This window comes from Pseudomonas sp. IT-P258 (genome assembly GCF_949767825.1).
GTDB classification, from domain to species: Bacteria; Pseudomonadota; Gammaproteobacteria; order Pseudomonadales; family Pseudomonadaceae; genus Aquipseudomonas; species Aquipseudomonas monachiensis.
The window spans coordinates 389174-410283 of record NZ_CATKPU010000021.1 but is presented as its reverse complement, the minus strand read 5'-3'; the positions used below and the strand labels follow the sequence as shown (position 1 = coordinate 410283).

Sequence of the window (21110 nt, the reverse complement as noted above, 5' to 3'; positions counted from 1 at the left end):
AACGGCGTGCCAAGGCACGCCGTTTTCTGTTTGCGTTGTCAGCTGGTGGCTCCGCGCAATTCAACTTCGAACACCAGTGGAGTGAACGGAGCAATCACGTCGCCGGCACCGTCGGCGCCATAGGCTTGAGCCGATGGAATCACCAGTCGCCATTTCGCCCCAACCGGCATGTTCTGCAGCGCGCTGCGCCATCCGGCGATCACGCTGTCGAGACTGAACCATTGTGGCTGACTGCTCTGATCGAACACCGTACCGTCGGGCAAGCGACCGATGTACAGCACCTGCACCTTGCCGTTCGGTCCGGGCTTGGCGCCAGTGCCTGGCGTCAACTCGGTCAGCAACACGCCATCGGCCAGTTCGCGCACGCCGGGTCTGGCTTTTTCCGTGGCGAGAAATCGCTGTTCTTTTTCCAGTGCCATTTCGCTTTGCGGCTCGTCTGACTGCATGGCGATCCGGGCTTCATGCTCGTTCAGTATCTGCTGGATCTGCTCGTCCTTCAGCGCTAGCGGCTTGCCCTGATAGGCCTGCTGCAATCCTTCGACCAGTGCCTGGAGCTGCAGGTCGGGAGCCTCCTGGCGCAAGCGTTCGCCAAGGCTTGCGCCCAGGCTGTAAGCGAGATCGTGGGCTTCATTTTCCTGCGTTTTTTCGGCGGCCTGGGCCACCGAAAAAAACACACACAGCGATAAAAAAAGGTAGCGCGACATGAGCTCTCTCCGACCTGAATTGCGGGCGATTATGCCAGCGAGAATATGCGCAACGGTGAACTGCTTTTGCGCCGAGGCAGAAGTTTTTCAAACCTTTGCAACACAGCGCTTTCGATAGTGTCAACATGCCCTAGCGGCGGTTGCTGCAGAGGTCTAGTATGAGCCGCACTCACTTCAGCCAGGAGGTAAACCATGTCGGCCACCAAGAAGCCAGTAAACACTCCGTTGCACTTGCTCCAACAACTCTCGAGCAGCCTGCTCGAGCATCTGGAAACCGCTTGTTCCGAAGCCTTGGCTGATGCTGAAAAGTTGCTCGCCAAACTGGAAAAGCAGCGCGGAAAAGCGCAAGAAAAACTGCACAAGTCCCGTACTAAATTGCAGGACGCTGCGGCAGCCGGAAAAGCCAAGGCGCAAGCCAAGGCCAAGGGCGCAGTGGCCGATCTTGAGGAACTGCTCGATGCCCTCAAGGATCGTCAATCGGAAACCCGCGGCTACATTCTGCAACTCAAGCGCGATGCTCAGGAAAGCCTGAAACTGGCCCAGGGCGTCGGTCGTGTACAAGAGGCTGTCGGCAAGGTGTTGTCCCTGCGTGCGGCCAAGCCTGCTGCGGCACCTGCGAAGAAAGCCGCTGCCAAACCGGCTGCTGCAAAAGCACCGGCCAAGCCTGCTGCTGCAAAACCTGCAGCTGCAAAGCCAGTCGCTAAAACTGCCGCGGCCAAACCTGCTGCCAAACCGGCTGCGAGAAAACCGGCTGCTGCCAGCGCTGCAAAACCTGCGGCTAAAACCACGGCTGCCAAACCAGCCGCCGCACGATCTGCCGCTGCAAGAACCGCTGCTGGCAAACCAGCCGTAGCTAAAACCGCCGCTGCAAAACCAGCAGCTAAACCAGCAGCTAAACCGGCTGCAAAACCAGTAGCCAAAGCAGCTGCAAAACCGGCCGCTAAACCAGCTGCCCGGACCGCTGCGGCGAAACCTGCTGCCAAGCCGGCGGCCAAACCCGTCGCTGCAAAACCAGCAGCCAAGCCCGCTGCCAAACCTGCTGTAAAAGCGGCTGCCAAACCAGCCGCCAAACCAGCTGCAGCGAAACCAGCAGTCGCCGCCAAGCCGGCCGCTGCCAAGCCAGTTGCCGCCAAACCTGCTGCGGCAAAACCCGCTGCAAAACCAGCGGCCAAACCTGCAGTGAAAAAGCCGGTTGCCGCCAAGCCAGCCACCGCACCGGTTGCCAAGCCAGCCAACCCGACTCCGGCAGCAACGTCTGCTTTAGCAGCAGCCACCTCGACAGCCACGCCAGCGCCAACGCCGGCCGCCGCATCGATCGCAGCAACCACCCCAACCAGCGCTTCCTAAGTGCCGGTTACCGCGACGCGCAGCTGATGCAGCGCGTCGCGGTGCAGGTGGGCGGCACCCGCCGCCGCACCTTCCAGCCAGGCCGATAGATCGGTCTCGGCATCTTGCGGCCAACTCTGCGCTGCTCTCTCGAGCCGCAACAACAGATGCCGCTCGGCTTCCAGCTCCAGTGCCTTCACTTGTTCACGCAGGTTGTGCAAATCGGCGTCTGCCGTGGCAGCGGCCTTCCAGTGTGTGCGCAAGGCGCGTAACGGCCGCACGACATCGGCGTCCCAAGGAACGGCCACACTTCGCAGTTGTTGCAAGCGCTGCTCATCGCAGGCCACGCCTCGCTGTCCCAACCAGGCAGCACACAGCAACAGACACACGTTGATACCCGCCGACTGCAATTGCAGGCATGCCTGCTCAATACCCGGTCGAGCGTAAGTGTTCAGGGAAAAGCTCCACAGGTCAGAGGACATAGTGCTACTCGCGCCAGTTGCGAGCGAAGCTGGTAGACTCCGCCGCCATTATGATTCGACTTCAGAACCTGACTTTACAGCGTGGCCCGCAACGTCTGCTAGAAGACGCCGAGCTGACCCTGCACGCCGGCCAGAAAGCCGGCCTCATCGGTGCCAACGGCGCCGGCAAATCGAGCCTGTTCGCCTTGCTTCGGGGCGAACTGCACCCGGACTCGGGTGATTGCTTCCTGCCGGCCGACTGGCGTATCGCCCACATGCGCCAGGAGGTCGACACCCTCGAGCGCCTGGCGGTCGACTACGTGCTCGATGGCGACCTGCGCCTGCGCCAGGTGCAACGCGACCTGGCGGCAGCCGAAGCGGCCCATGACGGTGCCGCACAGGCCCGCCTGCACTCGGAGCTCGACAGCGCCGACGGTTACACCGCCGACGCCCGGGCGCGCAAGTTGCTGGCCGGCCTGGGGTTCACCAACGAGCAGATGGATCGCCAGGTCGGGGATTTCTCCGGTGGCTGGCGGATGCGCCTGAACCTGGCGCAGGCCTTGATGTGCCCGTCGGACCTGCTGCTGCTCGACGAACCGACCAACCACCTCGACCTCGACGCCATCATCTGGCTCGAAGAGTGGCTCAAGAGTTATCCCGGCACCTTGATGCTGATTTCCCACGATCGGGATTTCCTCGATGCCGTGGTCGACCACATAGCCCACGTCGATCAGCGCAAGATCACCCTGTACCGCGGTGGCTACAGCGCCTTCGAGCGCGCCCGTGCCGAACGCCTGGCCCAGCAACAGCAGGCGTACGAGAAGCAGCAGGTGCAACGTGCGCACATGGAAAGCTACATCGCCCGCTTCAAGGCCCAGGCCACCAAGGCCCGTCAGGCCCAGAGCCGGATCAAGGCACTGGAGCGGATGGAAGAGCTGACCGCTGCCCATGTCGATTCGCCGTTCGACTTTGTCTTTCGTGAATCGCAGAAGATTTCCAGCCCGCTGATCGACCTGTCCGATGCCCGCTTGGGTTACGGCGACAAAGCCGTGCTGGAGAAGGTCAAGCTGCAACTGACCCCGGGTGCGCGAATCGGTCTGCTCGGCCCGAACGGTGCCGGTAAGTCGACCCTGATCAAGAACCTTGCCGGTGAGCTTTCGCCTCTGGCCGGCCGCTTGACCCGTGGCGAGAACACCGTGGTCGGTTACTTCGCCCAGCATCAACTCGATTCTCTGGACTCCAAGGCCAGCCCGTTGCTGCACCTGCAGCGCCTGGCACCAACCGAGCGCGAACAGACCCTGCGCGACTTCCTCGGTGGTTTCGACTTCCGTGGCGCGCGAATCGACGAGCCGGTACTGAATTTTTCCGGTGGCGAGAAAGCCCGCCTGGCGTTGGCCTTGATTGCCTGGGACCGACCGAACCTGTTGCTGCTCGACGAACCGACCAACCATCTGGACCTGGAAATGCGCCTGGCGCTGACCATGGCCCTGCAAGAGTTCAGTGGTGCGGTATTGGTGGTTTCTCACGATCGCCACTTGCTCAAAAGCACCACCGACAATTTCTATCTGGTGGCGGACGGCAAGGTCGAGGCGTTCGACGGCGACCTGGAGGACTACACCCGCTGGCTGGTGGAGTATCGCCAGCGCAACGCCCCGGTCAGCAACACGCCGGTCAACCCGGACAAGACCGACAAGAAAGCCCAGCGTCAGGCCGCTGCTGCGTTGCGTCAGCAACTGGCGCCGCACAAGCGCGAGGCTGACAAGCTCGAAGCCGAACTCGGCAAGCTCCACGAAAAGCTGGCGAAGATCGATGCCAGCCTCGGCGACAGTGACATCTACGAGCCGGCGCGCAAGAACGAATTGCGTGACCTGTTGGCCGAACAGGCCAGGCTGAAGGTGCGTGAGGCAGAGCTGGAAGAAGCGTGGATGGAAGCCCTGGAATTGCTGGAAAGCATGCAGGCGGAGCTGGAGGCACTGTCCTGATGGACGCCTTCAAGATGCCGCTACCGGCGGTGTGGGCCGAGCCGATCTGGCTTGGGGTGCAAATCCTGCTGATCCTTCTGGCCGGCTACATCGCCCAGCGTTTCGTCGCCAAATGCCTGACCCGTCTCGGTGAGCGCTATCCGTTTCCGCCGCAGTTGCTGATGCCGCTGCGCGGTGGTCTGCGCTGGCTGATCATGGGTAGTGCGCTGATTTTCGTCCTGGAGCGACTCGGTGTCTCGGCTACGGTGCTCTGGACCGCGTTGTCTGGTTTCGTCGCGGTCGCGGCGGTGGCGTTTTTCGCCATGTGGAGCGTGTTGTCGAACCTGCTGTGCGCGATCCTGATCTTCACCGTCGGCCCGTTTCGCATCGGTGACGTGGTCGAGTTGGTGGACACCACCGACAAGCCCGGCGTCAAAGGCCGGGTGGTGGCGATCAATCTTCTTTACACCACGCTGGTCGAGGCCGAAGAGCTCGGCACCGGCAGCGCGATGGTGCAGGTGCCCAACAGTTTGTTCTTCCAGCGTTCGGTACGGCGCTGGCGCGGGACGGATGTGTTTCCTTCCAGCGGGTTTGAGAAGTAAGGCTTCTGCTGCCTGATACACCGCGATCGCGAGCAAGTCGGCAGTCGCCATGTCCTACAAAAAATCGGTAGTCATTGGCCCAAAGCCGCATTAGCTTAGACGTCTGTCACGAATCTGAGTCGAGGTGTGCAATGGAGCTTCAAACATGGCTGGCGTTTTTTGCCGCCTGCTGGGTCATCAGCCTGTCTCCCGGTGCCGGCGCCATTGCGTCGATGTCCAGCGGCCTGCAATACGGTTTCTGGCGCGGCTACTGGAACGCCCTGGGCCTGCAACTGGGCCTGGCTTTGCAGATCGCCATCGTCGGTGCCGGTGTCGGCGCCATTCTCACGGCTTCGGCCACGGCCTTCTACGCCATCAAGTGGTTTGGCGTGGCGTATCTGGTTTACCTCGCGATCAAGCAATGGCGTGCGCTGCCCAGCGATATGAGCGATGACGCGGCCCTGCGCCAGATCGGCAAGCCGATGGCCCTGGTGTTCCGTGGGTTTCTGGTGAACATCAGCAACCCGAAGGCGCTGGTGTTCATGCTGGCGGTGCTGCCGCAGTTCATCGACCCCCATGCTCCGCTGCTGATTCAGTATCTGGTGATCGGCGTGACCATGGTATGCGTCGACCTGATTGTCATGGCCGGCTACACCGGCCTGGCGTCCAAAGTGCTTCGTATGTTGCGAACGCCGAAACAGCAAAAACGCATGAACCGCACCTTTGCCGGGCTGTTCATCGGTGCGGCGGCGTTCATGGCGACGTTGCGCAGGGCTGCCGTTTAAAACGGCGACTTACAAGGAAGGCGACCCTGGAGGTCGCCTTTTTCGTTTGGGGAGCAATTTCAGAAACCAATGCAATTACGAAGAAGTATCAACAAAGCTTGAGCGAAACCCGTCTGGCGTTAACAATATGTAACTTCGTATTTCCAATTGAGATTCATTCATGATTGCCCCCCCACGTTTCCTGGCCTGGCTGTTGCTGCCGCTGTTGGCTGCGTGCAGCTTTCAACTGCTGGCCGCACCCGCCGAGGGTGCACCGCAGGCGTTGCACTTGCTCGATTACATCGGCACCGATTACCCGGACACGGTGCAGGCGGGCAGCATCACGGACCAGGCAGGATTTCGCGCGCAGCAAGAATCGGTCAAGACGCTGGGAAGTCTGATTACAGCCATGCCGGCCAAGCCGGAAAAAGCTGCGCTGGAGCAAAGCCTGGCCGCGCTGGGAAATTCCATCGGCGCCCGGCAGGAGGGTACCGAGGTCACTCGCCAGGCCAGGCAACTGGGCGCGAAGCTGGCCGTGGCCTATGAAGTCAGCCAGGCCCCGGTGATTACGCCGGACCCAGCGCGTGGCGCGCCGCTGTATGCTCAGCACTGCTCGGTCTGCCATGGCGATGCAGGGGCCGGCGATGGCCCGGCAGGTGTCGGCATGACGCCGCCGCCTTCTGATCTGCGTGACACTACACGATTGGATCGCCTGAGCCTCTACGCGATCTACAGCACCTTGGGCTTGGGCGTCGAAGGGACTGACATGCCGGCCTTTGCCGATCAATTGGATGATCGTCAGCGTTGGGACCTGGCCACCTATATCGCCAGCTTCAGCGTCGACCCGGCGACGGTCAAGGCTGAAAAGACCTACAACATCGCCGACCTGGCTCGTCAGACCCCGGCCGAAGTACAGGCCGTCGAAGGCCCGCAAGCCGCCGCGACCTTCCGTGCCCAGCGGGCGCAACCGCCGCAGGTCAAGCGTGGCCCGGGGCAACTGCTCGACTACACTGCAGCCACTCTGGACAAAAGCATCGCGGCGTATCGTGCCGGTGAGCATGATCAGGCTTATGACTTATCGGTAGCAGCGTATCTGGAAGGCTTTGAGCTGGTTGAGAGTTCGCTGGATAACATTGACGCCAACGTGCGTAAAGACACTGAAAAATCCCTGATGGCCTACCGTCAGTCGTTGCAGGATGGCCTGCCGGTGAGCGAGGTCGAGCAGCGCCTGGAAGTGGCCAAGGACAAGTTGAAGGCATCGGCCGGCCTGTTGGGCAACGAGGGTTTGAGCTGGTCGCTGAGTTACATTTCCGGTCTGCTGATTCTGCTGCGCGAAGGTCTGGAAGCGATCCTGGTGCTGGCGGCGATCCTTGCTTTCCTGCGTAACACGGATCAACAGGCGGCAGTGCGCAGCGTTAACGTCGGTTGGGGCCTGGCGTTTGTGGCGGGGCTGGGCACCTGGGCGCTGGCAGCCTATGTGATTGATGTCAGCGGTTCACAACGCGAATTGCTGGAAGGTGCGACGGCGTTGTTTGCCAGCGTCATGGTGCTGTGGCTGGGCGTGTGGATGCATGACCGTCGTCACGCGGCGGCCTGGCAGGATTACATCAAGACCAGCCTGGTGGGCGGCGGCGGGCGTTTCGGGTTTGCGACCCTGGCGTTCTTCTCGGTGTATCGCGAGCTGTTCGAAGTGATTCTGTTCTACGAAACCCTGTGGTTGCAGGCGGGGCCCGCGGGGCACAACGCGGTGCTGGCCGGTGGGGCCACGGCGCTGGTGTTGCTGATAGGCCTGGCCTGGGTAATTTTGCGCGGTTCGGCGAAGCTGCCGCTGGCGCTGTTCTTCAGCATCAATGCCGGCCTTTTGTGCGCCTTGTCGGTGGTGTTTGCCGGGCATGGCGTGAAAGCGCTGCAGGAAGCCGGGATCTTCGGTACGCGGCCGGTACCGTTCTTTGACTTTGAATGGCTGGGGATCCATGCCGACGCCTATTCGTTGAGTGCCCAGGCTGTGGCGATCATTGCGATTGTCGTGTTGTACGGTCGTAGCCGGGTGGTTGAGAGGCAGCGGGTGCAGGTTTCTTAAACGGCATTCGCTTCGCTCACTTTCGCGGGCAAGCCACGCTCCCACAGGTTTAGCGTTAACCTGTGGGAGCGTGGCTTGCCTCGGGCGGCGTTCCGACGATGCTTTTAAACAGAGGAAAAACCAATGCGTGTGTGGATCGATGCCGACGCCTGTCCGCGGGCAGCCAAGGATCTGGTGGTGAAGTTCGCCCTCAAGCGCCAGTTCGAAGTGGTGCTGGTGGCCGGGCAGCCGCAGACCAAGCCGGGGCTGGCCCTGGTCAAGCTGATCGTGGTGCCGAGCGGCCCGGATGCGGCCGATGACTACCTGGTGGAACACGCGGTACCCGGTGAGTTGGTGATCTGCAGCGATGTGCCGCTGGCCGATCGTCTGGTGAAGAAGGGCGTGGCAGCGCTTGACCCGAGGGGCAAGGAGTTTGATGCGCAGAACATGGGCGAGCGGCTGGCGGTTCGCAACCTGTTCACTGATTTGCGCGAACAGGGGCAAATGGGCGGTGGCCCGGCACCCTTTGGCGAGCGTGAGAAGCAGGCGTTCGCCAATGCGCTGGACCGGATTTTGACTCGGCTCACACGCAAAGCCTGACCTTTGCCAAGAACCCTGTGGGAGCGAGCTTGCTCGCGAATGGGCCAGTACATTCAACATTAATGTTGGCTGTCACACCGCTTTCGCGAGCAAGCCCGCTCCCACATTTTTGAACCGTGTCAGGCGTCGTTTTCGTGGGTCAGTTCGAGCACGCGGTCCACGAGTTTGTTGATGCCGGATGCCACCTCACTGATCGATTGCGCCAGCATGTAGGCCGGGGTGCTCACCAGTTTGCGTGCCTTGTCCTCGACGATGTCACTGACCGCGCAATCGGTATGGGTCGCGCCCATCTTGTTCATCGCAGCTGCCGTGTCGGTGTCGTTGCCTATGGTGCAGGTGACGCCAGGGCCGTAGATCTTTGCCGCCAGGGCAGGGGAGATGCACATCAACCCCACCGGTTTTCCGGCCTCGGCAAAGGCTTCGGTCAGTGCCAGGACATCCGGTTGAACGCTGCAGCCGGCGCCTTCGATGGCGAAGTTGGACAGGTTCTTGGCCGAGCCGAAGCCGCCGGGCACGATCAGCGCATCGAACTCATCGACGTTCGCGTCACGGATATCCTTGATGTTGCCCCGGGCAATCCGCGCCGATTCCACCAGCACGTTGCGCGATTCGGGCATTTCTTCGCCGGTCAGGTGGTTGATCACATGCAACTGCGCGATGTTCGGTGCGAAACACTGCACCTGGGCACCGCGCTGGTCCAGGCGCAGCAGGGTGATGACGCTCTCGTGGAGCTCGGCGCCGTCGTACACGCCACAACCGGAAAGGATCACTGCAACTTTTTTGCTCATGGGCTTTTCTCCAGATTCATGGCGTTAAATGTCCACTAATTTGTCCTGCGTTGCCATAGGGTTAATTCACGGCTGCACATAGCATCTGTCCTCAAGATTCCGATCAGGGCGCGTCATGGACTTCATTCTGTATGCGGTGCCATTTTTCTTTGTGCTGATCGCTGCCGAGCTGCTGGCCGACCGTTGGCGCGGGGTGAGCAATTATCGGGTGGCGGACGCGATCAACAGCATCAGCACCGGCGTGCTGTCGACCACCACGGGTCTGTTGACCAAGGGGGTGGGGCTGGTGACCTATGGGTTTGCCCTCAAGCACCTGGCACTGTTCGAACTGTCGGCCGACAGCGCCTGGACATGGGTGTTTGCCTTTGTCTTCTACGATTTCTGCTACTACTGGCTGCACCGCATGGGCCACGAGCGCAACATCCTCTGGGCCGCCCATTCGGTGCATCACCAGAGCGAGGACTACAACCTGTCCACGGCGTTGCGCCAGACCAGTACCGGCTTCCTGCTGGGCTGGATCTTCTATCTGCCGATGGCGGTGTCCGGCGTGCCGCTGCTGGTGTTCGTCAGCGTCGCGGCGCTGAACCTGCTGTACCAGTTCTGGGTGCACACCCGGCACATTCCCAAGATTGGCTGGTTCGAATGGTTCTTTGTCACACCGTCCAATCATCGGGCCCACCATGCACAGAACGCTCTCTACATGGATCGCAACTACGGCGGTGTGTTCATTATTTGGGACCGTCTGTTCGGTTCGTTCCAGGAAGAAGACGAAAACGAGCCGGTGATCTTCGGCGTGACCACGCCGCTGGCGAGCTGGAACCCCGTGTGGGCGAACGTGCAGTTCTACGCGCAGTTGTGGGCCGATGCGCGGCGTGCCGAAAGCACCTGGGACAAGCTGCGGATCTGGTTCATGCGCACCGGCTGGCGCCCGGCGGACGTGGCGGCCAGATACCCGATGAACAAGCCGGACCTGAGCCAGTTTCGCAAATTCGAGGTAGCACTGGACGGGCGTCAGCAGCTCTACGTCCTCTTGCAGTTCTGCATCTACATCGCGCTGGGCAGTTACCTGATGAATCTTGAGTCGAAGCTGCCAGTCGCCGCCCTGGTGTCGGGCTGGGGAACGGTGGCGTTCGGTCTGTTTGTGCTGGGCGTGGCCCTGGAGAATCGCCCGTGGGCGTTGAAGCTGGAACTGGTGCGGCTGGCGTCGAATCTGCCATTGGCATGGCTGGCCCCGATGGTGGGGCTGTGGCCGGCCAGCGCGCTGGGCTGGGTCGGCCTGCTCAGTTACAGCCTGTTGAGCGGCGTCGGTCTCTACTGTTGCAGGAGCCGCATCACTCGGTTGGCGTCGTAGGGCCTTCGGTGTTGGTTCGCACAGCTTTCAGGGCTTGTTCGTCGGCGTAGACCTGCTTGGCCAGGCGGGCATTCTTGAAGCGCCGACGCAGCCACAGCACGAAGCCCAGGACCAGCAGCGCACCGAGTACCCATAGCTCGTACTTCTTCACACTGCCGAGCATGCCTTCGAGCACGGCGCCGAAATGGTATGCGGCGGCCGCCAGGGCTGTGGCCCAGATCGCTGCGCCAATGCCGTTGAGCAGCAGGTAACGGCCCGGCGGATAACCTGACAGCCCGATGGCCACCGGCATGACCGTGCGCAAACCGTAGACGAAGCGGAAGCTCAGCACCCAGATGTCCGGGTGCTTGCGAATGTGTTCCAGCGCCCGGTCACCCATCATCTGCCAGCGCGGTTTGCGCGCCAGCAGTTTGCGGCCGTGCTTGCGCCCCAGGAAATACCACAGCTGGTCGCCGGCATAGCTGCCGAAGAAGGCCACGACCACCACCAGGTTGATGTCCATGTATCCACGGAACGCGAGGAAGCCCGCGAGTACCAGGATGGTTTCGCCTTCGAAGAACGTGCCTAGAAAAAGGGCAAAGTAGCCGAAGTCATGCAGAAATTGTTGGAGCATTGTCTGGGTGCTGGCGAAATGAACGCGCAGCCTAACCCTTCGGGCACATTCAGGAAAGTGTCCAAATGTGTCTCGACGTGAACATTTCCTACAACGACAATGGAATGCGGCTATAGGGGGCGTTCTCAATTAGTTTCCCCGCCGCGCCGGGTCTGCTGTTGTGCAGGGCAAGGCGCGAGAAGCGTAGTTTGGTCATTCCAAATCAGCTTCGAGCAACGCAGCCCTGCACAACAGCAGGCCCGGCCCTTCGGGTTGTGCCTTAAAGCGGGCCAGGCTGCGTTGCAGGCCTTGGAAAGGGAACAACCATTCCCAGCGGCCTGCGCCTTGCCTGGCCCGCTTTAAGGCGACAACGCGGCGGGGAAACTAATTGAGAACGCCCCCTAGTCACAGGGATGCACACAACTGTAATACGTTCGTCATAATGGCCGCTTATAACTGTCACGCTCGCCCGTAAGCGCGGGCTCAGGAGTCTGCCGTGAGCTTTACCCCCGCCAACCGTTTGTTCCCCGCAACCCGCCTGCGCCGCAATCGTCGTGACGACTTTTCGCGTCGCCTGGTGCGTGAAAACGTCCTGACCGTCGATGACCTGATCCTGCCGGTGTTCGTACTGGACGGTGAAAACCGTCGCGAAGCGGTGGCTTCGATGCCGGGCGTCGAACGCCTGACCATCGACCTGTTGCTGGAAGAAGCGGCCAAGTGGGTCGAGCTGGGGATTGCGGCGCTGGCGCTGTTCCCGGTGACACCCGCGGAACTCAAGTCCCTGGACGCCGCCGAAGCGTGGAACCCCGAAGGCATCGCCCAGCGCGCGACCCGTGCGCTGCGTGCGCGATTCCCTGAGCTGGGCGTGATCACCGACGTTGCCCTGGACCCGTTCACCACCCACGGCCAGGACGGCATTCTTGATGAAGAAGGCTACGTGCAGAACGACATCACCGTCGACGCACTGGTCAGGCAAGCCCTGTCCCACGCCGAAGCCGGCGCTCAGGTCGTGGCGCCATCGGACATGATGGACGGTCGCATCCAGGCGATCCGCGAAGCCCTCGAAGTGGCCGGTCACGTCAACGTGCGGATCATGGCCTACTCGGCCAAGTACGCCAGTGCCTATTACGGGCCGTTCCGCGATGCGGTCGGTTCGGCGCTGAACCTGGGCAAGGCCAACAAGGCCTCCTATCAGATGGACCCGGCCAACAGCAACGAAGCCTTGCACGAAGTGGCGGCGGACTTGTCAGAAGGTGCAGACATGGTCATGGTCAAGCCGGGCATGCCGTACCTGGACATCCTGTGCCGGGTAAAAGAAGAATTCAAAGTGCCGACGTTTGTTTATCAAGTCAGCGGCGAATACGCCATGCACATGGCGGCGATCCAGAATGGCTGGTTGAGCGAAGGGGTTATCCTCGAGTCCTTGACCGCTTTCAAACGTGCAGGGGCTGATGGCATCCTGACGTACTTTGCCGTTCGTGCCGCTCAATTGTTACGAGAGCAAAAATAGCCCTCCCAGGAACATTCGATGAATACCGAAGTACTCACTGAAGTTGCCGTAAAAGACGCTCAACCTGTGGTGGAGCAAGTCGACGAGACCCCGCCGGAGCTGGAGCCAGCTCCGCCCGCGGCGGTCGTCGAAACCGCCGTGACAGCGCCAGCGCCAGCGCTGGCCATTCCCGGCCTGGATGACAGCAGCCTGTACATCCACCGCGAGCTCTCGCAACTGCAGTTCAACATCCGCGTGCTGGAGCAGGCGCTGGACGAGTCCTATCCATTGCTGGAGCGGCTGAAGTTTCTGTTGATCTTCTCCAGCAACCTGGACGAGTTCTTCGAAATTCGGGTCGCCGGCCTCAAGAAGCAGATCACCTTCGCCCGTGAACAGGCCGGCGCCGATGGTCTGCAACCGCATCAGGCGCTGGCGCGCATCAGCGAACTGGTCCACGGTCACGTCGATCGCCAGTACGCGATCCTCAACGACATTCTGTTGCCGGAACTGGAAAAACATCAGGTCCGCTTCATCCGTCGCCGTAACTGGACGACCAAGCTCAAGACCTGGGTCCGCCGCTATTTCCGTGACGAGATCGCACCGATCATCACCCCGATCGGCCTCGACCCGACGCACCCGTTCCCGTTGCTGGTGAACAAGAGCCTGAACTTCATCGTCGAACTCGAAGGCATCGATGCCTTTGGCCGCGATTCCGGCCTGGCGATCATCCCGGCGCCACGCCTGCTGCCGCGCATCATCAAGGTGCCGGAAGAAGTTGGCGGCGCTGGCGACAACTATGTATTCCTGTCGTCGATGATCCACGCTCACGCCGATGACCTGTTCCAGGGCATGAAGGTCAAGGGTTGCTACCAGTTCCGCCTGACCCGTAACGCCGACCTGGCGCTGGACTCCGAAGACGTCGAAGACCTGGCCCGCGCCTTGCGCGGCGAACTGTTCTCCCGTCGCTATGGCGATGCGGTGCGTCTGGAAGTGGCCGACACCTGCCCGAAGCACCTGTCCGATTACCTGCTCAAGCAATTCAACCTGAGCGAGTCGGAGTTGTATCAGGTCAACGGTCCGGTGAACCTGACGCGACTGTTCAGCATCACTGGCCTGGACAGCCAGCGCGAGCTGCAATACCTGCCGTTCACCCCGCAGATTCCGAAACTGTTGCAGAACAGCGAGAACATTTTCAGTGTGATCAGCAAGCAGGACATCCTGCTGCTGCACCCGTTCGAGTCGTTCACCCCGGTAGTCGACCTGCTGCGCCAGGCCGCCAAGGACCCACACGTTCTGGCGGTGCGCCAGACCCTGTACCGTTCCGGCGCCAACTCGGAAATCGTCGATGCGCTGGTGGATGCTGCGCGTAACGGCAAGGAAGTCACGGCGGTGATCGAATTGCGTGCGCGGTTCGACGAGGAATCCAACCTGCAACTGGCCAGCCGTCTGCAAGCGGCCGGTGCGGTGGTGATCTACGGCGTGGTCGGCTTCAAGACCCACGCCAAGATGATGCTGATTTTGCGGCGCGAGGCCGGTGAAATCGTGCGTTACGCGCACCTCGGCACCGGTAACTACCACGCCGGCAACGCCCGCCTGTATACCGACTACAGCCTGCTGACCTCCGACGACGCCTTGTGCGAAGACGTCGGCAAACTGTTCAGCCAGTTGATCGGCATGGGTAAGACGCTGCGCATGAAGAAACTGCTGCACGCGCCGTTCACCCTGAAGAAGGGCATGCTCGACATGATTGCCCGGGAAACCCAGTTCGCCCTCGACGGCAAACCGGCGCACATCATTGCCAAGTTCAACTCGCTGACCGATCCGAAGATCATCCGCGCGCTGTACAAGGCCAGCCAGTCAGGCGTGCGCATCGATCTGGTGGTGCGTGGCATGTGCTGCCTGCGGCCGGGCATCGCCGGGGTTTCCCACAACATCCATGTGCGCTCGATCATCGGCCGCTTCCTGGAGCACACCCGGGTCTTCTATTTCCTCAACGGTGGCGACGAGCAGATGTTCCTGTCCAGTGCCGACTGGATGGAACGCAACCTCGACAAGCGCGTCGAGACTTGCTTCCCGGTGGAGGGCAAGAAGCTGATCATGCGGGTCAAGAAAGAGCTGGAGTTGTATCTGACCGATAACACCCACAGTTGGAGCCTGCAGTCGGACGGTCGTTACATCCGTAACACACCGACCGGCAACCAGAACCCGCGCAGCGCCCAGGCGACGTTGCTGGAGCGTTTGGGCAGTCCGATCCTGGCGGTTCGTTAACGCCATCAACCTGTGGGAGCGAGCTTGCTCCCACAGGGTTAGTTGGCGTTTGCAGAATCGCAGACAAAAAAAGGCCTTCCGAAGAAGGCCTTTTTCAATTTCAGCGAGCGGTCAACACGATGTCGACGCGGGTCAGCCATTGCGCTTCGATTTCGAAGTCGGCCTGGGTCAGCTGGTTTTCATCCAGCCAGTTCTCCGGGAACACCACTTCGAGGCTATTGCCGTGGGCGTTCAGCTCCACCTGGGGCATTTGCTGGGTGCCACGGATGTGGTGGAACAGGATCGCAAAGCGCAGCAGCACGCACAGGCGAATCAGCTTGATGCCGTCATCGCCGAAATCGGCGAACTTGTCCTTGGGAATGTTGCGTCGGTGGCCGCGTACCAGCAGTGCGAGCATCAACTGGTCTTCGCGGGAGAACCCGGCGAGGTCCGAGTGCTCGATCAGGTAGGCGCCGTGCTTGTGGTACTGGTAGTGAGCGATGTCCAGGCCCACCTCATGGACCTTGGCCGCCCAGCCGAGCAGTTCGCGCCAGACGCCGTCTTCCAGGTCCCAGTCCTCGGCCACCTGGTCGAACGCATGTAGTGCCTTGCGCTCGACCCGTACCGCTTGTTCCTGATCGACGTGGTAGCGCTCCATCAGCGAAGTGAGCGTACGTTCGCGCACGTCTTCGTGATGATGACGGCCCAGCAGGTCATAGAGCACGCCTTCGCGCAGGGCGCCTTCGCAGTGGTCCATGCGTTGCAGTTCGAGGGAGTCGAAGATGGCTTCGAGGATCGCCAGGCCCGCTGGAAAAATTGCCCGGCGATCCGGTTTGATACCTTCGAAATCGATTTTTTCGACGTCGCCCAGCTTGATCAGTTTGCGCTTGAGCCAGGCCAGGCCTTCGGCGTTGACCTCGCCGGTACCATGGCCGCCGGCCTTCAACGCCAGACCGATGGCGCGGATGGTGCCCGAGGAGCCGATGGCTTCATCCCAGGTCAGGCGGTGCAGGGCGTGCTCGATGCTCATGATCTCCAGCCGCGCCGCAGTGTACGCCTGGGCGTAACGGGCCGGGGTGATCTTGCCGTCCTTGAAATAGCGCTGGGTGTAGCTGACGCAACCCATCTGCAGGCTTTCGCGCAGCAGCGGTTCGAAGCGCTGGCCAATGATGAATTCGGTACTGCCGCCACCGATATCGGCCACCAGGCGCTTGCCGGGGGTATCGGCGAGGGTGTGGGACACGCCGAGGTAGATCAGGCGCGCTTCTTCACGGCCGGAAATGACTTCCACCGGGTGGCCGAGAATTTCTTCGGCGCGACGGATGAATTCGGCGCGGTTGCGGGCTTCACGCAGGGCGTTGGTACCCACGATTCGCACGGCGCCGGTGGGCATGCCGCTGATCAGTTGGGCGAAGCGCTTGAGGCAGTCGAGCCCGCGCTGCATCGATTCTTCGTTGAGATGGCGCTCTTCGTCGATGCCGGCGGCCAGCTGAACCTTCTCCCCGAGACGCTCGAGAATACGGATCTCGCCGTTCTGGGCCTTGGCCACGACCATGTGAAAACTGTTGGAGCCCAGGTCGATTGCGGCGATCAGGGACAGATTCTTGGCTTTGGATTGCGGCATGGTCTGGGGTCTCGGTCGATAACCTCGACATCGTGCCACGATCAAAGGCTGGCGCCAACGCGTAGGAGCTGCCGAAGGCTGCGATCTTTTACCTCAGGGGCATTCGTGGCGTTGCAGATGGCCTCTTCGCGGGCAAGCCCGCTCCCACAGGTTTTGCGTCGAACACATGATCGCGTTCTAACAGAGAACCCTGTGGGAGCGGGCAAGCCCGCGAAGGCGGCCTCAAAGGCACTCAATATCCTTCAGCCTGCTGCTTCCACCGTCCCGATGAAATTCGCCAGTTCCGCCGTCTGGGGGTTGGCGAACAGTAGTTTCGGATCCCCAACCTCATGCACCTTGCCCTGGTGCATGAACACCAACTTGTCCCCAACCTCCCGGGCGAAGCGCATTTCGTGGGTGACCATGATAAGCGTCATGCCTTCGCTGGCCAGTTGCCGGACCACGCTCAGCACTTCATTGACCAGTTCCGGGTCCAGCGCCGAGGTGATTTCGTCGCACAGCAAAACCTTCGGCGACATCGCCAGTGCCCGGGCAATCGCCACCCGCTGTTGCTGCCCACCGGACAGCCGATCAGGAAAGGCATCGAACTTTTCCCCCAGCCCGACCCTTTCCAGCATCTGCCGCGCCAATTCGGCGGCCTTGGCTTTCGGCACTTTCTGCACCACTTGCGGCGCGAGCATGACGTTCTCACCCACGGTCAGGTGCGGGAACAGGTTGAACTGCTGGAACACCATGCCGACTTTCTGCCGCAGGCTGCGCAGGTCGGCGCGGGCGGCGTCGAGGTACTCGCCGTCGACTTCGATCACGCCGTCGTTGATCGACTCCAGGCCGTTGAGGGTGCGCAGCAAAGTGGACTTGCCCGAGCCGCTGCGACCGATGATCGCCACCACCTGGCCTTCCTCGATGCTCAGGTCGATGCCTTTGAGCACATGGTGATCGCCATAATATTTATGCAGGGCGGAAATTCTAAGCAGAGGCATGCAGTCTCCTTTCCAGGTAGCGCGCACTGAGCGACAAGGGGTAGCAGAGCAGGAAATAGCCGAGGGCGACGAGGCCGTAGACCATGAAGGGTTCGAAGGTGGCGTTGGCGAGCATGCCGCCGGTCTTGGTCAACTCGGTGAAGCCGATGATCGAGGTCACGGCGGTGCCTTTGACCACCTGCACCGAAAACCCCACTGTCGGCGCCACGGCGATGCGCAGGGCCTGAGGCAGGATCACATGGCGCAATTGCTCCAGAGGGGTCAGCGCCAGACTCGATGAGGCTTCCCATTGGCCGTTTGGAATCGAATCGACGCAACCGCGCCAGATCTCCGCCAGATAAGCGCTGGTGAACAACGTCAGTGCAATCGCCGCCGCCATCCACGGCGAAATCTCTATCCCGGCCAATGCCACGCCGAAAAACACCAGGAACAGCTGCATCAATAGCGGTGTGCCCTGGAACAGTTCGATGTAGGTACGGGCGAAACTACGCGGCAGGGATTTTTTCGAGATACGCATGACCATGATCAGCAAGCCAATCAGCCCTCCGCCAATGAACGCCACCAGCGACAGCGCCAGCGTCCATTGCAGTCCCATGAGCAGGTTGCGCACGATGTCCCAGAAGGTGAAGTCGCTCATCGGCTGCTCCTTGCAATGAAGCGGTGGCCTATCCAGTTCAGCAACTGGCGGATCAGCAGCGCCATGCACAGATAGAGCAAGGTAGTCAGGGCATAGGTTTCAAAGGCGCGGAAGTTGCGCGATTGAATGAAGTTGGCGGCGAAGCTCAGCTCCTCCGTCGCAATCTGCGAACACACCGCCGAGCCGAGCATGACGATGATGATCTGGCTGCTCAGGGCCGGCCAGACCTTGCCCAGGGCCGGTAGCAGCACCACATGGCGGAACGCCTCGAAGCGCGTCATCGCCAGTGCCGCCGCGGCTTCCAGCTGACCCCGGGGGATCGCCTGGATGCCGGCGCGGATGATCTCGGTGGAATAGGCGCCGAGGTTGATGACCATCGCCAGCACCGCCGCCTGCCATTCGGAAATTTGCACGCCCAGGGACGGCAAGCCGAAGAAGATGAAAAACAACTGCACCAGGAATGGCGTGTTGCGGATCAACTCGACGTAGACCGCGAAAATTCCCGCGAAAGGCCGAATGTTCCACGCCCGCACCAGCGCCCCGACGATGCCCAGTCCCACGCCGAGCACAGCGCCGATGGCGGTCAGCTCAAGGGTGAACAACGCACCGCGCAGCAACAGGTCGGTGTTGTTCACCACCGGCAGGAAATCGAACTGATAAGCCATAAAACGTCTCCAGCACGCCGAATCAGAGATCGGCCGGCAACGGCTCTTTCAGCCAGGTCAGGGCGTTCTTTTCCAGCGCGCCGTCACTCTTGGCGGTCACGAGGATCTGGTTGACCTTGTCCAGCAGCGCCGGCTCGTTCTTGTTGACGCCGACGTAGACCGGCGAATCCTTGAGCTTCACTTTCAGCGCCGGCACGCGTTTCGGGCTTTTCTCGCTGATCGCGACCATCACCACGTTGCCGCTGGCGATCAGGTCGACTTGCCCGGCCAGGTACGCGGCAATGGTCGAGTTGTTGTCTTCGAAACGCTTGATGGTCACGCCTTCGGGGGCGACCTTGGTCAGTTCGATGTCTTCGATGGCACCACGGGTGACGCTGATGGTCTTGCCCTTGAGATCGTCCAGGCCCTTGATGTCGGCGTCTGGCGGACCGAACACGGCGAGGTAGAACGGCGCGTAGGCACGGGAGAAGTCGATGACTTTTTCGCGTTCCGGGTTCTTGCCGAGGCTGGAGATCACCAGGTCGACCTTGCCGGTGGTGAGGAAGGGGATGCGGTTGGTGCTGTTGACCGGGGTCAGTTCGAGTTTGACCTTGAGCTGGTCGGCCAGCAGTTTCGCGGTGTCGATATCGAGGCCGCGGGGTTTCATGTCCGGGCCGACCGAGCCGAAGGGCGGGAAGTCCTGGGGCACGGCCACCTTGAGGACGCCGCGCTTGACCACATCCTCCAGACCGTCGGCGTGGGCGGGTGCCTGGTTCAGCATCAGGCTGGCAAACAGGGCGGCGAGGAGGGCGCTGTAACGCTGGGTCATGGCAAATCTCCGGATCGGCAAGAAGTGATTTCTGCGGATCGACAGAGCATGGGCCATGCCAACATGGGGTCTTGAGGGCGCCAGGGCGCGGTTTTGCTGGTGTCGTACGGTCTTACTGGTCTGAACAGTCGGGTTGCGTTTCGCACCCCGATGGCGCAGCCGTGAAAATCACCGAACCCCCATGGGGCACGACTTGCCGGGCGTCGCGAATAGCTTTACAACTGAGCGCACATTGGCCTGGTTCGTCTGGAAAACCATGAACTCGATCTCCCGCGCCGTACCTGAAGTGGCGCTGCAAGCCATCCGTAAACTGATTACCGAACAGGGCTTCGGGCCGGGGGATGCCTTGCCTTCGCAACGGGACCTGGCGGTGCAACTGGGGGTCAGTCGGGCGTCGCTGCGCGAGGCGTTGTCATCGCTGAGTGCGCTGGGGGTCATCAGCATCCAGCCGGGCAAAGGCGTATTCGTGCAGTCGCCGGTGGAGCTGCCGCGTGGCGATGCAGCGCCGGGCTGGCCGTTCGCGGCGCAGGCTGCGCCGCTGGACATCTTCCAGTTGCGCTATGCGCTGGAAGGGTTTGCGGCGGGGTTGGCGGCCGTAACCTTGAGCACCGACGAACTGGATGCGCTGGAAGACAATGTCGCCGCCATGCGTAACGAACTGAAGTCCGGCGACTTCGAAGCCGCGGCCCGCCTGGATTTCGAATTCCACCGCCGCATCCTGCTGGCCAGCGGCAATCAGGCGATGCTGAGCATCCTGACTGCCAGCGCCGACATCTTCCTGGAGAGTCAGAAGCTACCGTTCATCCGGGTCGAACGTGCCATGGAAACCTGGCAGGAACACCGTAAAATCCTTCGTGCGCTGGCCCGTCGAGCGTCTGGCTCCGCGCAAAAGGCTATGCAAGAGCACGTACGCAATGCCGCGCTGCGTACCGGAATCGCGTTCATCGCTCCCGTCGCCTCATGACCTGAGCTATACCCAAACTCATGAATCACCATAGCGAGACTCAATCATCTGCACCTTCCTGAACGAGGGAAGGACCGCTATGATGGGCCACGTTTTTTTGCTTACAACCTGGAGAATTCCATGAGCAGCGATCTTATCAAACACGTTAGCGACGCTAGCTTCGAGGCCGACGTACTCAAGGCCGAAGGCGCTGTACTGGTCGACTACTGGGCTGAATGGTGCGGCCCTTGCAAAATGATCGCTCCGGTTCTGGACGAAATTGCCGAGACTTACAAAGGCAAGCTGACCGTTGCCAAGCTGAACATCGACGAGAACCAGGAAACCCCGGCCAAGCACGGCGTGCGCGGTATCCCGACCCTGATGCTGTTCAAGAACGGCAACGTTGAAGCGACCAAGGTCGGCGCACTGTCGAAGTCGCAACTGGCTGCCTTCCTCGACGCCAACATCTAAGCGTCGCTGCAAAGTGTCCTGAAAAAGCCCCGCAAATAGCGGGGCTTTTTGCGTATTCA

General features: G+C 61.2%; 20 protein-coding genes. 11 read left to right on the top strand and 9 right to left on the bottom strand.

Features of this window, described 5'->3' with window-relative positions; all coding sequences use genetic code 11:
• Window positions 1-38: 38 nt before the first annotated feature.
• Complete coding sequence (locus tag ACM6G4_RS09140; protein ID WP_409078184.1) at window positions 39-704, bottom strand: FKBP-type peptidyl-prolyl cis-trans isomerase; 666 nt, start codon at window positions 702-704, stop codon at window positions 39-41.
• A 192-nt stretch (window positions 705-896) separates the two neighbouring features.
• On the opposite strand from ACM6G4_RS09140, the gene ACM6G4_RS09135 reads away from it, so the two are divergent.
• Window positions 897-2051 (top strand): AlgP family protein, encoded by a 1155-nt coding sequence (locus ACM6G4_RS09135; protein WP_414913527.1) that lies wholly within the window; start codon window positions 897-899, stop codon window positions 2049-2051.
• On the opposite strand, the gene ACM6G4_RS09130 is transcribed toward ACM6G4_RS09135, so the two are convergent.
• Window positions 2048-2512, bottom strand: a complete 465-nt coding sequence (locus ACM6G4_RS09130; protein WP_056726371.1) for a TIGR02444 family protein — start codon at window positions 2510-2512, stop codon at window positions 2048-2050. The two genes, ACM6G4_RS09135 and ACM6G4_RS09130, sit on opposite strands and share 4 nt — an antisense overlap.
• 50 nt (window positions 2513-2562) lie before the next feature.
• On the opposite strand from ACM6G4_RS09130, the gene ACM6G4_RS09125 reads away from it, so the two are divergent.
• From ACM6G4_RS09125 to ACM6G4_RS09105, 5 genes are all read left to right on the top strand, one after another.
• Window positions 2563-4473 carry an ATP-binding cassette domain-containing protein gene (locus tag ACM6G4_RS09125; RefSeq protein WP_414913526.1) on the top strand — a complete coding sequence of 637 codons (1911 nt, stop codon included), beginning with the start codon at window positions 2563-2565 and terminating at the stop codon, window positions 4471-4473.
• Window positions 4473-5054, top strand: coding sequence for a mechanosensitive ion channel family protein (locus tag ACM6G4_RS09120; RefSeq protein ID WP_056726373.1), 582 nt, complete (start codon window positions 4473-4475; stop codon window positions 5052-5054). The genes ACM6G4_RS09125 and ACM6G4_RS09120 overlap by 1 nt, the downstream gene beginning before the upstream one ends.
• A gap of 131 nt (window positions 5055-5185) precedes the next feature.
• Complete coding sequence (gene rhtB / locus ACM6G4_RS09115; protein WP_056726374.1) at window positions 5186-5818, top strand: homoserine/homoserine lactone efflux protein; 633 nt, start codon at window positions 5186-5188, stop codon at window positions 5816-5818.
• Window positions 5819-5978: 160 nt separating this feature from the next.
• Window positions 5979-7877 carry an FTR1 family protein gene (locus tag ACM6G4_RS09110; RefSeq protein WP_414913525.1) on the top strand — a complete coding sequence of 633 codons (1899 nt, stop codon included), beginning with the start codon at window positions 5979-5981 and terminating at the stop codon, window positions 7875-7877.
• A gap of 123 nt (window positions 7878-8000) precedes the next feature.
• Window positions 8001-8456, top strand: a complete 456-nt coding sequence (locus ACM6G4_RS09105) for a YaiI/YqxD family protein (protein ID WP_414913524.1) — start codon at window positions 8001-8003, stop codon at window positions 8454-8456.
• 119 nt (window positions 8457-8575) lie between these two features.
• Here the strand turns inward: ACM6G4_RS09105 and elbB are convergent, their stop codons facing one another.
• Window positions 8576-9244, bottom strand: a complete 669-nt coding sequence (gene elbB, locus ACM6G4_RS09100; protein WP_414913523.1) for an isoprenoid biosynthesis glyoxalase ElbB — start codon at window positions 9242-9244, stop codon at window positions 8576-8578.
• Window positions 9245-9359: 115 nt separating this feature from the next.
• Between elbB and ACM6G4_RS09095 the strand changes: the two genes are divergently transcribed.
• Complete coding sequence (locus tag ACM6G4_RS09095; RefSeq protein WP_414913522.1) at window positions 9360-10595, top strand: sterol desaturase family protein; 1236 nt, start codon at window positions 9360-9362, stop codon at window positions 10593-10595.
• Here the strand turns inward: ACM6G4_RS09095 and ACM6G4_RS09090 are convergent.
• Window positions 10576-11208, bottom strand: coding sequence for a DedA family protein (locus ACM6G4_RS09090; protein WP_414913521.1), 633 nt, complete (start codon window positions 11206-11208; stop codon window positions 10576-10578). The genes ACM6G4_RS09095 and ACM6G4_RS09090 overlap by 20 nt on opposite strands.
• A gap of 475 nt (window positions 11209-11683) precedes the next feature.
• Here ACM6G4_RS09090 and hemB point away from each other — a divergent pair, with 475 nt between their 5' ends.
• Together hemB and ppk1 are read left to right on the top strand one after the other, a co-directional pair.
• Complete coding sequence (hemB, locus tag ACM6G4_RS09085) at window positions 11684-12697, top strand: porphobilinogen synthase (protein ID WP_056726380.1); 1014 nt, start codon at window positions 11684-11686, stop codon at window positions 12695-12697.
• An 18-nt stretch (window positions 12698-12715) separates the two neighbouring features.
• Window positions 12716-14944, top strand: a complete 2229-nt coding sequence (gene ppk1, locus ACM6G4_RS09080) for a polyphosphate kinase 1 (protein ID WP_056726381.1) — start codon at window positions 12716-12718, stop codon at window positions 14942-14944.
• 100 nt (window positions 14945-15044) lie between these two features.
• Here the strand turns inward: ppk1 and ppx are convergent, their stop codons facing one another.
• From ppx to ACM6G4_RS09055, 5 genes are all read right to left on the bottom strand, one after another.
• Window positions 15045-16547: an exopolyphosphatase gene (gene ppx / locus ACM6G4_RS09075; protein ID WP_414913520.1), complete on the bottom strand. Its 1503-nt coding sequence runs from the start codon at window positions 16545-16547 to the stop codon at window positions 15045-15047.
• Window positions 16548-16789: 242 nt separating this feature from the next.
• Entirely contained in the window at window positions 16790-17527 is a 738-nt protein-coding gene (locus ACM6G4_RS09070; RefSeq protein WP_414913519.1) for an amino acid ABC transporter ATP-binding protein, read from the bottom strand.
• Window positions 17514-18164, bottom strand: a complete 651-nt coding sequence (locus tag ACM6G4_RS09065; protein ID WP_056726384.1) for an amino acid ABC transporter permease — start codon at window positions 18162-18164, stop codon at window positions 17514-17516. The genes ACM6G4_RS09070 and ACM6G4_RS09065 overlap by 14 nt, the downstream gene beginning before the upstream one ends.
• Window positions 18161-18829, bottom strand: coding sequence for an amino acid ABC transporter permease (locus ACM6G4_RS09060; protein ID WP_046039042.1), 669 nt, complete (start codon window positions 18827-18829; stop codon window positions 18161-18163). The genes ACM6G4_RS09065 and ACM6G4_RS09060 overlap by 4 nt, the downstream gene beginning before the upstream one ends.
• 22 nt (window positions 18830-18851) lie before the next feature.
• The gene (locus ACM6G4_RS09055; RefSeq protein ID WP_414913518.1) at window positions 18852-19637 is read right to left on the bottom strand and encodes a transporter substrate-binding domain-containing protein; all 786 of its coding nucleotides are present in this window, start codon (window positions 19635-19637) and stop codon (window positions 18852-18854) included.
• Window positions 19638-19893: 256 nt separating this feature from the next.
• On the opposite strand from ACM6G4_RS09055, the gene ACM6G4_RS09050 reads away from it, so the two are divergent.
• Entirely contained in the window at window positions 19894-20601 is a 708-nt protein-coding gene (locus ACM6G4_RS09050) for a FadR/GntR family transcriptional regulator (RefSeq protein ID WP_414913517.1), read from the top strand.
• 120 nt (window positions 20602-20721) lie between these two features.
• Entirely contained in the window at window positions 20722-21051 is a 330-nt protein-coding gene (gene trxA / locus ACM6G4_RS09045) for a thioredoxin TrxA (RefSeq protein WP_003206727.1), read from the top strand.
• The last annotated feature ends 59 nt before the right edge of the window (window positions 21052-21110 follow it).

Excerpts from the sequence above, each read along its gene's own strand:
- ACM6G4_RS09090 (WP_414913521.1), bottom strand. The coding sequence starts at position 11,208 with ATGCTCCAACAATTTCTGCATGACTTCGGCTACTTTGCCCTTTTTCTA.
- ACM6G4_RS09140 (WP_409078184.1), bottom strand. The coding sequence starts at position 704 with ATGTCGCGCTACCTTTTTTTATCGCTGTGTGTGTTTTTTTCGGTGGCC.
- trxA (WP_003206727.1), top strand. The coding sequence starts at position 20,722 with ATGAGCAGCGATCTTATCAAACACGTTAGCGACGCTAGCTTCGAGGCC.
- ACM6G4_RS09055 (WP_414913518.1), bottom strand. The coding sequence starts at position 19,637 with ATGACCCAGCGTTACAGCGCCCTCCTCGCCGCCCTGTTTGCCAGCCTG.
- ACM6G4_RS09050 (WP_414913517.1), top strand. The coding sequence starts at position 19,894 with ATGAACTCGATCTCCCGCGCCGTACCTGAAGTGGCGCTGCAAGCCATC.
- ACM6G4_RS09120 (WP_056726373.1), top strand. The coding sequence starts at position 4,473 with ATGGACGCCTTCAAGATGCCGCTACCGGCGGTGTGGGCCGAGCCGATC.
- ACM6G4_RS09065 (WP_056726384.1), bottom strand. The coding sequence starts at position 18,164 with ATGAGCGACTTCACCTTCTGGGACATCGTGCGCAACCTGCTCATGGGA.
- ACM6G4_RS09095 (WP_414913522.1), top strand. The coding sequence starts at position 9,360 with ATGGACTTCATTCTGTATGCGGTGCCATTTTTCTTTGTGCTGATCGCT.
- ppk1 (WP_056726381.1), top strand. The coding sequence starts at position 12,716 with ATGAATACCGAAGTACTCACTGAAGTTGCCGTAAAAGACGCTCAACCT.
- ACM6G4_RS09125 (WP_414913526.1), top strand. The coding sequence starts at position 2,563 with ATGATTCGACTTCAGAACCTGACTTTACAGCGTGGCCCGCAACGTCTG.
- ppx (WP_414913520.1), bottom strand. The coding sequence starts at position 16,547 with ATGCCGCAATCCAAAGCCAAGAATCTGTCCCTGATCGCCGCAATCGAC.
- ACM6G4_RS09135 (WP_414913527.1), top strand. The coding sequence starts at position 897 with ATGTCGGCCACCAAGAAGCCAGTAAACACTCCGTTGCACTTGCTCCAA.
- ACM6G4_RS09070 (WP_414913519.1), bottom strand. The coding sequence starts at position 17,527 with ATGCCTCTGCTTAGAATTTCCGCCCTGCATAAATATTATGGCGATCAC.
- rhtB (WP_056726374.1), top strand. The coding sequence starts at position 5,186 with ATGGAGCTTCAAACATGGCTGGCGTTTTTTGCCGCCTGCTGGGTCATC.
- ACM6G4_RS09130 (WP_056726371.1), bottom strand. The coding sequence starts at position 2,512 with ATGTCCTCTGACCTGTGGAGCTTTTCCCTGAACACTTACGCTCGACCG.
- ACM6G4_RS09110 (WP_414913525.1), top strand. The coding sequence starts at position 5,979 with ATGATTGCCCCCCCACGTTTCCTGGCCTGGCTGTTGCTGCCGCTGTTG.
- ACM6G4_RS09105 (WP_414913524.1), top strand. The coding sequence starts at position 8,001 with ATGCGTGTGTGGATCGATGCCGACGCCTGTCCGCGGGCAGCCAAGGAT.
- elbB (WP_414913523.1), bottom strand. The coding sequence starts at position 9,244 with ATGAGCAAAAAAGTTGCAGTGATCCTTTCCGGTTGTGGCGTGTACGAC.
- ACM6G4_RS09060 (WP_046039042.1), bottom strand. The coding sequence starts at position 18,829 with ATGGCTTATCAGTTCGATTTCCTGCCGGTGGTGAACAACACCGACCTG.